Source organism: Curvibacter sp. AEP1-3, assembly GCF_002163715.1.
Lineage (GTDB): Bacteria > Pseudomonadota > Gammaproteobacteria > Burkholderiales > Burkholderiaceae_C > Allorhodoferax.
Genome location: NZ_CP015698.1, coordinates 432120 through 444176 on the forward strand (window position 1 = coordinate 432120; position 12057 = coordinate 444176).

A 12057-nucleotide genomic window follows, 5' to 3' on the forward strand; every position below is an offset into this window, starting at 1 on the left:
TTCTGGGTTACAAACGCTGTCCTTCCCTCTCAGACGGCAATCCGATGCTTTCTTCTACCCACAGCGTCGGCACCCTGCCCTCTGCCACCCCCCGCCCGCTTTTGCACTGGACCGAACATGGCCAGCCCTGCTCCGCCCTCTGGCGCTCGGAGCGAGGTGCTGCAGCCCCGGCCAAAGTGGTGTTGGCCGACGACACCATGACGGCCGACGCCGCCTACCAGTTGGCCTGCGGCGGCACAGCGCTCTTGTGGCGCGGCGACTTCAACAACGCCCGCCAACTCCTGCAAGCTCTGCAGCGCCGCATAGACACCCCACCCCGGCGCAAAAACCGGGGTGCAGCGCCTGCCAAAGCACAGCCAGCCACGTCTGCCGACGCAGCGATGGACCCACAAGTGTTTCATTTGCACCGCCAAGCCCAAGCCCAGCGCGCCCGCATTCTGGCGATGGTGCTGCTGCCGTTTGATGCGGACTATGCCATCCCCCTGCGCCGCGCGCCGGATGCCAAGCTGGCTTGCACCCAGGCCTGGGGCGCTGCTGCGGCAGACGAGCCGGCCAGCGTCGCCTCTCTGCGCGACCTGCTGGGCATGCGCAGCGCTAGCGAGTGGCGCAAAAACGGCGTCGAAATAGCCGCTTTGGGCACCGGGCCCGACAACCGCATTCACCCTCACTACGGCGTGTTCTCGCCGGTGCGTGGTGAATATGTGGACTTGGTAGCCGCCGCTCCCCTGCCCGCCCAGTCGGGTAGCGACGTGCGCGACGCCCTGCCCTTTGTGGCCTTTGACATAGGCACCGGCTCCGGCGTGTTGTCTGCGGTGCTGGCCCGGCGACAGGACATGCACATCGTCGCCACCGACCAGGACGCTCGCGCCATGGCCTGCGCCACGGAAAACTTTGCCCGCTTGGGGGTGAATGCTGGCATAGATCTGCAGCAGACCGACATGTTTCCCGCAGGCCGCGCCAACCTGGTGGTCTGCAACCCGCCCTGGCTGCCCGCGCGCCCCAGTGCGCCTGTGGAATACGCCGTTTATGACGAAAACAGCCGCATGCTGCTGGCGTTTCTGGCGGGGTTGCCCGCCCACCTGCTAGAGGGCGGCGAAGGCTGGCTCATCATCTCGGACTTGGCAGAACGCCTGGGCCTGCGCAGCGCCACCATGCTGGCCGATGCCATCGGGGCCGCCGGCCTCGTGGTGCTGGGCCGTTTTGACTCCCGCCCGCAACACGCCAAAGCGCTGGATGCGCAGGATGCCTTGCACCCCGCCCGCAGCCGCGAAGTCACCACGCTGTGGCGGCTGGGTGTGGCACCTTCGACCCTGCAATAAGGCGGCTACCATTGGCCGCACTGTGTTTTGTGAGGATGCCATGCGCGCACTGTTTCATCTGGCTTTTCATGTCCGCGATCTGAACGAGGCCCGTGCCTTCTACGGCACCGTGCTGGGCTGCCGCGAAGGCCGCAGCACCGACACCTGGGTGGACTTTGATTTCTTCAGCCACCAGATTTCACTCCATCTGGGCGAGCCCTTCCACACCACCAACACCGGCAAGGTCGGCGCGCACATGGTGCCCATGCCGCACTTGGGTGTGATCCTGCTGATGGACGACTGGAATGCCCTGGCAGACCGCCTGAGGCAGCACAAGGTGGCCTTTGTGCTGGAGCCCCAAGTGCGCTTTGCAGGCCAGCCCGGCGAGCAAGCCACCATGTTTTTCCGCGACCCGAGTGGGAATCCGATTGAGGTGAAAGGCTTTGCGTCTTGGGAGGCGGTGTATGCGGTTTGATCAATGCATGAATCCCTATGAGCGCCTCTTAGCAGTCAGCCGATCATTTTGAGATTCTGGCGTTGCAGGTCTCTAGGCATTGCCTCGACTGCTTTGCAGCGGAAGCCGACATTTCCGTTGGTTTGCCAACGTGTCTCCTAGCGAGGGAGTTTGCGTGGTTTGCAAGAATGTTATTCGTGAACCATCCACCCAAAGCGGAAAAATACCCATACAGATCAACCGCTTAGCGGACTGACACTGCATGCACCGCCTTGCTGACTGCCATGTTATTCAGCGGTCTTGCGGGGTTTCACGGTTTGTTAATGGATTGCATATCAAGTCATATACTGCCGAAAATCAAGCAAAAACAATCACTTAGCAGCTGCAAGGGATGCGCGCACAATGAGAATCAGGCTATGTTATTCCGCACTTTTGCGGTCTAAATCAAGTTATGCATAAACCAATGGACGCTGAATCGTTCATCGCGTCAATTCACCCGCTGCTGAAGGCTTCCGGCTTCAAGAAATCCAACGCGACGTGGCGCAAGGATCAAGGTGAAAGCGTTGCTGTTTTCAATGTCCAGAAGTCGCCTTGGGGCGGCGGCGCTTATTGCTTGAACATGGGGGTCTACTTCCACGCGCTTGGCTCGGAGGCATCGCCCACCGAAAGCAAGTGTCATGTGCAAAGAAGGCTGGACGTTGACTCTCCTGCGTCTGTAGTCGAGGCGGCAACTGAATGGTTCCATGCTCGGGCATCTCTTCAAGGTGCCGCATTGCTGGCAGAGGCTGATTCAAAGAAGGGCTTGGTTTTTCATGCTGTTCGCACCGCGGCATCTGCATAACCGATTGGTCAAGCGGACCTGCGCCAGCTCCGCTGGCTGGTCCGCTTACCGCGCACGTTATGCACCACAGCTATGACAGCGACTGATTGGTTTCGAAATCAAGAGTGGAATGCGGAGATCGAGAAGGATTTCCTCGCTAAGCTCGCGCGTTCTCGCACGCAAAGTGACCAATATCTCGTGATTCAAGCTTTGACAATTTGTAAGACGTATCCCAACGTTGGACTACAACTTGTTGAGCGCTACTTTGAAACGAAGCAGGGTGACTTCGAAGATGCCCGCGCTTTGAGCGCACGCGCCTATGCCTACATCGCGCTTGAAGACCTAGCTAGCTGTGTAATGACGATGAAGAGTATTCTGGCGATTGAACGGGAAAGACCGCTACACAAGACAACGATGTACGTTGATTACCCATATCTAGTCGCTGCCAAAGGGTTGGAGTCTGAGTATCAATCAGCCTTGGCAACTCTTCAGGAACGGCACGCCGATCTGATATTTCCTCTGGACATTTTCAAATGGCACGCGGCTTTTAGCTTCATAAGCGCCGCACTCAAAGACAAGCTGAATGCAAAAAAGCATGCTGGTCTAGCACTCGACGCTGCGCAAATCAAGAAATCGGGGTTCAGGTTTCATCAGACTCTCGGGCTTGTTGGCAGCGAACATCAAGCTACGGTTTCCAAGCTTCGGGGCATTTATGCATAACAGGTTGCTCGTCGCAGACACGCAGCAGCAGGTTGCCGCTTCGCGGCGCTTGCTGCGTGCCGGAAAGCGTCAACGTTAACGGCTGCTTACAGCCTGTTGCAGCCATTCAAAAAGATAAACAAAACCGCATCAATATCGGTGTCATGCTGACCCTCAAACTAACAGCGCATCGCCCCAAAAGCAAAAGGCCCTCAAGAGAGGGCCTTTTTGTTTTGCATGCGGCGACGCGGGGTCGCCAGCGGATGCAGGGCTTAGCGGTGACGCTTGCCGGGGTTCTTCTTGCTGCGAGTTGCAACACCACGTTCCAAGCTGATGCGCTGACCGCGACCTGCGGTAGGCAGGGTGTAGCCAGGCAGGGGCTTGGGTGCGGGAGTGGCTTTGCGGTCGGCTTCGGTAAAGATTTTGTTGCCCATGTGGCGATCCTGTTGAGGTTGGTGTGAAAACGCGTATTTTCTCATTTTTTCGGGCGCTATTTACAAGCCCCTGATGGATGGCCCCAACTCATAGCCCTCAAGGCCCGTGGATGGTCGTGGTTTGCCACAATCCCCGCATGCAGGCCTTTTACTCCGACCAGTTCGTTTTGCCCTTGCCCGAGGGCCACCGCTTCCCCATGGCCAAGTACCGCATGCTGCGGGACCGCATCGCCGCAGAGCTGCCGTCCATCCAGCTAACAGAAGCACCCGCTGCCACCGAGGGCGAGTTGGCGCTGGTGCATACGCCGGCCTACATAGATTCCATTCTTCAGGGCACCGCCGAGCCCGCCGTGCTGCGCGAAATCGGCTTCCCCTGGAGCCCCGCCATGGCCGAACGCGCCCTGCGCTCGGTGGGTGCTACCGTGGCTGCGGCACGTGTGGCAATGATTGAGGGCTTGGCGGCCAACCTTGCCGGCGGCACGCACCACGCCTATGCCCACAAGGGCGGTGGCTTTTGTGTGTTCAATGATCTGGCAGTGGCCGCCCGCGTGCTGCAAGCCGAATGGGGCCGCAGGCGCCACCCCGATGGCAGCCGCCGGCAACCCTTGCAAGTGGCGGTGATTGACCTTGACGTACACCAAGGCAACGGCACGGCCAGCATCTTCCGGGACGACGAATCGGTGTTCACACTTTCACTGCACGGTGACAAAAACTTCCCCTTCCGAAAGGAGGACAGCGACCTCGACATTCCGTTGCCCGATGGCTGCGCGGACGCGGAGTACCTGAGCACGCTGGAGCATGCCTTGCAGGAGCTCGAAGGCCGCTTCACCCCCGGCATGGTGTTTTTTCTGGCGGGTGCGGACCCGCACGAGGGCGACCGGCTCGGCCGCTTGAAGCTCACGGCCGATGGTCTGGAGGCCCGCGACCGCCGTGTGCTGGACTGGTGCTGGCAGCGCCGGATTCCGGCGGTCATCACCATGGGAGGCGGCTACGGCGTGAATCTGGAAGACACCGTGGGTGTGCAGCTCAGCACTTACCGGGTGGCTGCAAGCTACCGCTATCGCTGGGCCGGCCTGCTAGAGGCCGCGTAGATCAAGCAGCCTGCGACGCCTGGTGTTTGGCGCGCCAGGCAATGAAATCAGGCAGCGGGATCGGCTTGCTCATGAAGTAGCCCTGAGCCTCGTCGCATTGCAATTCCACGAGTTTGTCCAGAATGGCCTGGTTTTCTACTCCTTCAGCCACCACGCTCAGGCCCAGGTTGTGCGCCAGATCGATGGTGGAGCGCACGATCTTGGCGTCGCTCTCGTCGTTCTCCATGCCCATCACAAACGATTTGTCGATCTTGAGTTCATTGACCGGCAACCGCTTGAGGTAGGCCAAGGACGAATAGCCGGTGCCGAAGTCGTCAATCGAGAGTTTGAATCCACGTTCCGAGAGACGATTCAAGGTGGCCTCCGCACGCTGCGGGTCGTCCATGATGGCGCTCTCGGTGATTTCCAGGCAGAAGGCGTTGGTCGGTGCGTTGTGCTTGAGCATCATGGCATCCAGCTTGGCCGGGAAGTCCTGGTCCAGCAGGTCACGGGTAGACAGGTTGATGGCTACCCGCAGGGGGCGGCCGTCAGCCCGCAAGCGCGGCAACTCCTTGGCAACTTCTTCAAACATCCACAGTGTGAGCTGCCGGACAAAGCCGGTCTGCTCCGCAAACGGAATGAACTGCATGGGCGGCACCAAGCCACGCACAGGGTGCTGCCAGCGTACCAGTGCTTCGGCAGCAATCACCGTGTTATCAGACAGGTTGAGCTTGGGCTGCAAATAGAGACGCAACTGACCGTCTTCCACTGCATGGCGCAGCTCGGTCAGCAAGGACAGGGTCTGGGTACTGGATGAATCCAGTGCAGGGTCGTAAATCTGGATGCCGGTCGTCTTGCGTTTGGCCACGTACATGGCAATCTCGGCACGGCTGAGCAACATGTCCACGTCCTGCGCATGCTGAGGCCAGGATGCGAGGCCGATGCCGGCACTCAGATCGACGGTCTGGTCTTCCAGCTTGAGCGGGGCCTCAAAGGCAGTGGCAATGCGGTGGGCAATCGGGGTGGCCTGGGTGGCATCCTGATCTTCCACCATGACCGCGAATTCGTCCCCTCCCAAACGCGCCACGGTGCCCACATCCGGCGTAATGTGGGTGGACAAGCGGTCTGCCACGGCCTTGAGCAGCTGGTCGCCGAAGGCATAGCCCAGTACATCATTGACGTGTTTGAAGCGGTCCAGGTTCAGCATGATCACGGTGACTGGATGAGCCGGGCCGCCCCCTGCGCTGCTGGCCTGAATGGATTGCTTGATGAGGTCGCGAAACTGGGTGCGGTTGGGCAGACCGGTCAGTCGATCCCAATAAGCCAGCTGCATGATTTCATGTTGCTGGCCCTGGATGCTGGTGCGCATCTGGTCAAACGCGCGGGACAAGTCCCCGACCTCGTCCCGGTGGCGCATGGCCGGCAAAGAATGCGAATAGTCTCCGCGGCTGAGTTGCTCTGCCGCTCCGGCCAAGGAGCGCAACGGAACAGTTACACGCTGCGCAAGCAGGGCGCTACCTATTGCAAAAAGTGCCAGACCAACCGCGGTGATCAGCAACAAAGCCAACTGCACTTTCCGGTAGGGAGCCACGACGTCATCGAGCGAGCGAAGCACGTAGGTCTGAATGCCTTTCGCCTGTGCACGCACCGCACTGTTTTCTACCACCAGCGTGTCATGCCCCAACACCAGGTCCGCGGAAGAGCCCAGCTCAGTGAGTTGGGGGTGCAGAGACGCCGGAAGACTGCTCAGCAACAGCTTGCGACTTTCACTGAGCAATGCAATGTGTACCCCGGAGAGCTGAAACATGCGATCCGCTTCAGCCTGCTCCAGTCCAAAGCCCATCAGCACCCAGCCTATGGTGAGTGGCGCTTTGACCGGCACCATCACAAACTGAAAGAGCTTGGAATCAATCAGCTCGATCTTGTAAGTCAGTTCACCCTGCCCCAGTTCCATCGCCACGCGATGCAGAACCGGGGACAGCTTGTCCTGGGCGGCCATCTCAAAACCGGTGGCCTGCAGCGCAAACTGCGGGTCAAGAAATGCCGTGACCGTTGCATTCACCCGTCCACCATGGTTTTCCAGCGTGGATCTCAGGGTCTCAGTGTCTCCGGAGCCCAGTGCCGAGCGGAAACCGAAATCCTTGGCAACCACCTCTGCACCGAAGCGCAGTCGTTGGGCGTTCTGGTCGAGCAGCTGCCACCAAACTTTGTCGCCGATCACCAACTCCTGCTTCACCTGCCCACGCACGTTGCGTTCGACGTTGACTTGCACCACGCCGTACACCGCAGCCTGGATCAGCAACAAAAGTACCAGTGAGAACGCGACGAATTTGGTTCCCACTCCCCACCGGTCGTAAATCCTACCCAGAATCAAGCCGCACTCCCCGCGAGTTTGATGACGACCGGCGCATTGCCACCGCCGACGGTGTGGGCCTGCTCTGCGGCGGCTGCGCCGGTTGGCAAGCTGGCGTGCCAAGTGCGCAGCTTGTAGCTGCCGGCGGGTGCATCGATGGTGAGATGGCCCTGGGCATCGGTTTTTCCGAAATAGGGCGTGTCCACCACCACCACCCAAGCAACCATGTTGTCGTGGATGTTGCAGCCCAGCACCGCGATGCCGCTCTTGTCGAACACCACGGGATTGGCCGGTACACCGGCGTACAGCTTCAAATCAAAGGTCTTGGCGGGGGAAAACGAATACACGTGGTGCCGCACCGTGTCGTTGTTAGGAAAAAGAATCGAGGTGCCCGTGGTTACCACCGTTACCGCAGGGGAAAACTGCTTGGCAGCCTGTACCACCTCAACGCCCTTGAGTGGTTTGGAGGCCGACTTGGCGTCTGCCGACTCCAGAAACACGACCGCATTGGGCAGGGGTTTGCCGTTCTTGTCCTGCACCTGAACTTGCAGGCCCGCAGCAGAAGCACTGAGCCCCACGGAGGCCAGGCCTGCGAGTAGAAGAAACCGGCGGGTAAGGGCTTTCCAGCGCATCGATGGCTCCAAGTTGGCTGCATCAAAAATGATGCCTCTGCGTTGGAGATTACTCTACCTCAAGCTGCCGCGCTTCAGGCTGGAGTTCGCAGGGCTTTTCGCAGTTCCATGCCCAATTCGGGCTTATGGGCAAAAGGGTCGGTAGGGTTGCGGGCCAGCATCACATCTTCCATGCGGGTCTGGACGGAGCCTATGGCTTTGGGGTGGCTGTAGATGTAGAAACGGCCTTCGGCCACGGCATCGAACACCATTTGCGCCACCTGTGCGGCAGTCACCTTGCCACTCGTCACTGCCTTGTCGGTCATGGCCTGGCCGATCATCTGGCTACGGGTGAGTTGGGCTGGAGCCGCATCCGAGGGACGGTTGCGCTCGCTCTGGCTGATGCCGGTCGGCACAAAGAAGGGGCACAGCACGCTGGCAGACACTTGGTCGGTGACCAACGCCAAGTCCTGGTACAGGGTCTCGCTCAGCGACACCACGGCGTGTTTGCTCACGTTGTAAACCCCCATGTTGGGGGCGTTCAACAGGCCCGCCATGCTGGCAGTGTTGACGATGTGGCCCTGCCAAGCAGGGTCTTGTTGGGCGGCTTCCAGCATCATCGGGGTAAACACCCGCACGCCGTGGGCCACGCCCATGAGGTTGACGCCCAGCACCCATTCCCAGTCGCGGGCGGTGTTCTCCCAGATCAGGCCCCCTGCCCCCACGCCGGCATTGTTGAATACCAGGTGCGGCGCGCCAAAGCGCTGCAGCGTGGCGGCACCCAGCGCCTCCACCTGTGCAGCCTGCGACACGTCGACCCGCATGCCTAGCACCTGAGCGCCTGCGGCCTCCATTTCAGCAACCGCCTTGTCGAGCGCGTCTTGCTGCACGTCAGCGAGCACCAGGTTCATGCCCAGCCGGGCGCCTATGCGCGCACATTCCAGCCCGAAGCCGGAGCCGGCACCTGTCAGTACAGCGGTTTTGCCTTGAAAGTTTGGAATCACAGGGTTCTCCTCGTTATTGGGTTGGGTCAGCGCTGCTTTTCAGGCGCCGCGCAGCATTTCCAGGTGCGGAATGCCGTCTTCGATGTAGGGCTTGCCCACGTCCACAAAGCCATGACGCTCGTAAAAGGACTTGAGGTGGGCTTGCGCGCCGATGCGAATCGGTTGAGGGCCCCACTCGCCTTCCAGCGCTTTGACGGCCTCAGCCATCAACAAGTGGCCGAGACCACCACCGCGGGCGTCGGGCTTGGTCACCACGCGGCCTATGCTGGCTTCGTCAAAGGTGACTCCGGCGGGGAAGCAGCGCACGTAGGCGATGAGTTCTGTCTTGGTTTGCCCAACAGACCCGCCGGGGAGTGAGGGTGGCAGCGGGCTCTGCTCCGTGTCCCCCGCCCGCTGTGCGGGCTCCTCCTTGACCTGCGCAGAACCCGCAACCACCCTCACTCCCAGAAGGTGCATGGCTTTGTCGTCCAGTCCATCCATATCCTGGAACACACAGTTCTGCTCGACTACAAACACCTCGCTGCGCAGGCGCAGCAATTCATACAACTGCCCGCGGCTCAGTGCATTAAATGTGAGCCACTGCCATTGGATATCCAAGCTCATGCCTGCGCCGCCTTGAGCACATAGCCGATGCGCGGAAAGTGCACATGTACGGTGCCGGCACGCTCGTCCACACGCTTCAGCGTAAAGCGGGTGCGGGTGGCGGCAATCAAGGTGCCGGCGGTAGCTTCCTGGCCGAAGGTTTCGGCGGCGATGGTCACTTCACTACCCAGAGGAATGCCGTGCTCGTCCTGGAAATAGGTGTCCAAAGGGGCCGTAGTGCCCGCGGATTGCGCGCAAGCTGCTATGGCTTCTGTAGCAGACAGTTTCTCTAAGCTGCCGTGGCCGATGGCCGCCATGCGTGCCATCCATGCCTGTACCGAAGGGGTTGCGTTCAGGATGTCGGCCATCACCGGTACCCGTTTGGCGGTGAACCACAGGGGGTGGTAAGCGGCAAAGTCCGCCACGCAGGGGACTTGCCCCAACAAAAAGTCCTGGCCTTCGAGCATGCTGGCGATGCGGCGCAAGTAGCTCTTGTAGGCCGCAGCAGCGTCACCCGGGCGCAGGCGCGTCATGCCGCTGGACATGGCGGCGCGGTCGGCGCCGAAGGCCTTGGCAGCTTCGGGGGGCGCGCCCTCAAACATGCTGGCCGCCCCTTTGGGCTGCAGGTTGTAGGCCATGGCGGCCCAGAACAAAGTGCTGTCCGCCCACTGCGCAACGATGCGGCTCAAGCCCTTGTCGTTTTCGGGGTAGAGGGTCGGCGTGGGGCGCAGCTGCTCCAGCACTTCGCAGATCAGGGCGCTGTCGCAATACACGTCGGAGCCGATCTGCAGGAACGGCGTTTTGCGGTAGCCGCCGGTCAGGGCCACCACATCGGGTTTGGGCATGATGGCCGGGATGATGACGGACTTCCAAGCCAGCTGTTTGTAGCCCAGCACCAGACGCACCTTTTCAGAAAAAGGCGAGGTGGGGTAGTGATGAAGAATGAGGTCTGTCATGGGTTTCTCCAGAAAAATCAATAGGGCATGGCGCGCTGCAGGATGGCGTCACAATCCACCGCAGCACCCAGGGTTCCGAAGCTGTAGCCCCAGTTGCCACCCAGCCGGGAATCACAAAACGCCTCGAACACCGCAGAGGGAGCCGTTTGGTACAAGAGCGCAGCTTGCACGGCAAGTGCCACGTCTTGTGCGAGGCGGCGAGCTTCCATCTCGGTAGCCATGAGCTCCACACGGGTGGGCAAGGACGCTGCCAGCCGGTCGAGTGCAGGGTGGGCGCCACGGGCGGGCGCGAGTTCACGGGCCAGGGCTGCAGCGTTATCGCCCTTGCGCAGGGCGCGCAGCAGGTCCAGCGCCATGATGTTGCCGGCGCCTTCCCAGATAGAGTTGAGCGGCATCTCGCGGTAGATGCGGGCCATGGTGCCTTCCCCACCCTCTTCCACATAGCCGTTACCGCCCAGGCACTCCATGGCCTCTTGGGCAAAAGCTGCGCCGCGCTTGCAGATCCAGTACTTGGCCACCGGCGTCAGCAGGCGGCCCATCAATAGTTCGTGCGGATCAGATGCATGGTCAAAAGCGCTGGCAAGCCGCATGGAGAGTGCGCAAGCTGCTTCGCATTCGATAGCAAGGTCTACCAGCACGTTGCGCATCAGCGGTTGCTCGATCAGGGCCTTGCCGAAGGCTTGGCGCTGCGCGGTGTGGTGCAGCGCGATGCTGAGTGCCTGGCGCATCAGGCCGGTGGTGCCCAAGGCACAGTCCAGCCGGGTCATGGTGCCCATCTCCAGAATCTGCGGCACACCGCGCCCCGCCACGCCCACCAGCCACGCCGTGGCGTGCTGGAACTCGACTTCCGAGCTGGCATTGGCGTGGTTGCCCAGCTTGTCTTTCAGGCGCTGGATGCGGATGGCATTCACCGTGCCGGGTGACTGCGGATCCGCGAAGTCGGGCAGGATACGCGGCACAAAAAAGCAGGACAAGCCCGCCGGGCTTTGCGCCAGCACCAGAAAGGCGTCGCACATGGGGGCCGAGAAAAACCACTTGTGCCCCAGCAACTTGAAGCGCGGGCCCCATGCATCCTCACCGTCGGGGATGGCTTGCGTCGTGTTGGCCCGCACGTCCGAGCCGCCCTGCTTCTCGGTCATGCCCATGCCCATGGTCAGGCCGCGTTTGTGGCGGTAGAGCTTGAACCCGGGGTCATAGGCCCGCGCCATCAGGCCCGGTGCCCAGGCGTCAAACACGGCCGGGTTGCCCCGCAGCGCCGGTAGCACTGCGTAAGTCATGGAAATGGGGCACAGGATGGACGGCTCAGCCTCGGTGAACAGCATGAATGCAGCCGCCCGCCGCAGGTGGGCGCCCTCACCCGCCGTCGGGTCCCAGGGGCTGCCATGCAGGCCGGCTTGGGCGGCTGCATCCATCAGCGCGTGGTAGCTGGGGTGGAACTCCACCTGGTCCACCCGGCACCCTAGCCGGTCGTGACTGTGGAGTACCGGAGGGTGGGTGTTTGCCAAGCGCGCATGGGTCTGCATGGCGCGGCTGCCCATTAGCACGCCCAGCGATTGCAGCGCAGACGTATCCATGCCCGGAGCATGAAACGCCAGTGCGCTCTGCAAGGCGCGGTTGCCCGCCAGCAGATCGGTATCTGCCAAGGGCTCGGCCTGGTTGAACACCGTGTGGGTCGCCGGGAAATCGGTTTCGCTGTGCATGCTGTCTCCTCAAACGCTATTCTTTTGATAGCTGCTCGCGCATATTCAACGGGCGCCAGAGGCCAATTCGGCCCAT

At 61.1% G+C, this 12057-nt stretch carries 12 protein-coding genes; 5 read left to right on the plus strand and 7 right to left on the minus strand.

What is annotated here, in order from left to right; all coding sequences use genetic code 11:
• Positions 1 to 44 precede the first annotated feature (44 nt).
• The 4 genes from AEP_RS01975 to AEP_RS01990 all read left to right on the plus strand — a co-directional run bounded on the left by AEP_RS01975 (position 45) and on the right by AEP_RS01990 (position 3292).
• Positions 45 to 1319, plus strand: a complete 1275-nt coding sequence (locus AEP_RS01975; protein ID WP_087493837.1) for a methyltransferase — start codon at positions 45 to 47, stop codon at positions 1317 to 1319.
• 40 nt (positions 1320 to 1359) lie between these two features.
• Positions 1360 to 1773, plus strand: coding sequence for a VOC family protein (locus tag AEP_RS01980; RefSeq protein WP_087497140.1), 414 nt, complete (start codon positions 1360 to 1362; stop codon positions 1771 to 1773).
• 442 nt (positions 1774 to 2215) lie between these two features.
• Positions 2216 to 2593, plus strand: a complete 378-nt coding sequence (locus tag AEP_RS01985; protein ID WP_157673009.1) for a DUF4304 domain-containing protein — start codon at positions 2216 to 2218, stop codon at positions 2591 to 2593.
• Positions 2594 to 2665: 72 nt separating this feature from the next.
• The gene (locus AEP_RS01990; protein WP_087493839.1) at positions 2666 to 3292 is read left to right on the plus strand and encodes a hypothetical protein; all 627 of its coding nucleotides are present in this window, start codon (positions 2666 to 2668) and stop codon (positions 3290 to 3292) included.
• Between the two features lie 251 nt (positions 3293 to 3543).
• Here AEP_RS01990 and AEP_RS20815 read toward each other — a convergent pair whose 3' ends face one another.
• Positions 3544 to 3705 carry a hypothetical protein gene (locus AEP_RS20815; protein ID WP_198301883.1) on the minus strand — a complete coding sequence of 54 codons (162 nt, stop codon included), beginning with the start codon at positions 3703 to 3705 and terminating at the stop codon, positions 3544 to 3546.
• Between the two features lie 137 nt (positions 3706 to 3842).
• Here AEP_RS20815 and AEP_RS01995 point away from each other — a divergent pair, with 137 nt between their 5' ends.
• The gene (locus AEP_RS01995; RefSeq protein ID WP_087497141.1) at positions 3843 to 4796 is read left to right on the plus strand and encodes a histone deacetylase family protein; all 954 of its coding nucleotides are present in this window, start codon (positions 3843 to 3845) and stop codon (positions 4794 to 4796) included.
• A 1-nt stretch (position 4797) separates the two neighbouring features.
• Here AEP_RS01995 and AEP_RS02000 read toward each other — a convergent pair whose 3' ends face one another.
• The 6 genes from AEP_RS02000 to AEP_RS02025 form a co-directional block, all read right to left on the minus strand.
• The gene (locus tag AEP_RS02000) at positions 4798 to 7116 is read right to left on the minus strand and encodes a putative bifunctional diguanylate cyclase/phosphodiesterase (RefSeq protein ID WP_232459906.1); all 2319 of its coding nucleotides are present in this window, start codon (positions 7114 to 7116) and stop codon (positions 4798 to 4800) included.
• A 29-nt stretch (positions 7117 to 7145) separates the two neighbouring features.
• On the minus strand, positions 7146 to 7760 hold the full coding sequence (locus tag AEP_RS02005) for a methylamine utilization protein (RefSeq protein ID WP_087493840.1): 615 nt from the start codon (positions 7758 to 7760) through the stop codon (positions 7146 to 7148).
• Positions 7761 to 7834: 74 nt separating this feature from the next.
• Positions 7835 to 8743: an SDR family oxidoreductase gene (locus tag AEP_RS02010; RefSeq protein ID WP_087493841.1), complete on the minus strand. Its 909-nt coding sequence runs from the start codon at positions 8741 to 8743 to the stop codon at positions 7835 to 7837.
• 39 nt (positions 8744 to 8782) lie between these two features.
• Positions 8783 to 9346, minus strand: a complete 564-nt coding sequence (locus AEP_RS02015) for a GNAT family N-acetyltransferase (RefSeq protein WP_087493842.1) — start codon at positions 9344 to 9346, stop codon at positions 8783 to 8785.
• Positions 9343 to 10281 (minus strand): glutathione S-transferase family protein, encoded by a 939-nt coding sequence (locus AEP_RS02020; RefSeq protein ID WP_087493843.1) that lies wholly within the window; start codon positions 10279 to 10281, stop codon positions 9343 to 9345. The genes AEP_RS02015 and AEP_RS02020 overlap by 4 nt, the downstream gene beginning before the upstream one ends.
• 17 nt (positions 10282 to 10298) lie before the next feature.
• Positions 10299 to 11981 (minus strand): isovaleryl-CoA dehydrogenase, encoded by a 1683-nt coding sequence (locus AEP_RS02025; protein WP_087493844.1) that lies wholly within the window; start codon positions 11979 to 11981, stop codon positions 10299 to 10301.
• Positions 11982 to 12057 lie beyond the last annotated feature (76 nt).

What these genes read in the sequence shown, in the direction of transcription:
- AEP_RS02015 (WP_087493842.1), bottom strand. Translation starts at nt 9,346, where the DNA reads ATGAGCTTGGATATCCAATGGCAGTGGCTCACATTTAATGCACTGAGC.
- AEP_RS02025 (WP_087493844.1), bottom strand. Translation starts at nt 11,981, where the DNA reads ATGCACAGCGAAACCGATTTCCCGGCGACCCACACGGTGTTCAACCAG.
- AEP_RS01990 (WP_087493839.1), top strand. Translation starts at nt 2,666, where the DNA reads ATGACAGCGACTGATTGGTTTCGAAATCAAGAGTGGAATGCGGAGATC.
- AEP_RS01980 (WP_087497140.1), top strand. Translation starts at nt 1,360, where the DNA reads ATGCGCGCACTGTTTCATCTGGCTTTTCATGTCCGCGATCTGAACGAG.
- AEP_RS01975 (WP_087493837.1), top strand. Translation starts at nt 45, where the DNA reads ATGCTTTCTTCTACCCACAGCGTCGGCACCCTGCCCTCTGCCACCCCC.
- AEP_RS20815 (WP_198301883.1), bottom strand. Translation starts at nt 3,705, where the DNA reads ATGGGCAACAAAATCTTTACCGAAGCCGACCGCAAAGCCACTCCCGCA.
- AEP_RS02005 (WP_087493840.1), bottom strand. Translation starts at nt 7,760, where the DNA reads ATGCGCTGGAAAGCCCTTACCCGCCGGTTTCTTCTACTCGCAGGCCTG.
- AEP_RS01995 (WP_087497141.1), top strand. Translation starts at nt 3,843, where the DNA reads ATGCAGGCCTTTTACTCCGACCAGTTCGTTTTGCCCTTGCCCGAGGGC.
- AEP_RS02020 (WP_087493843.1), bottom strand. Translation starts at nt 10,281, where the DNA reads ATGACAGACCTCATTCTTCATCACTACCCCACCTCGCCTTTTTCTGAA.
- AEP_RS01985 (WP_157673009.1), top strand. Translation starts at nt 2,216, where the DNA reads ATGGACGCTGAATCGTTCATCGCGTCAATTCACCCGCTGCTGAAGGCT.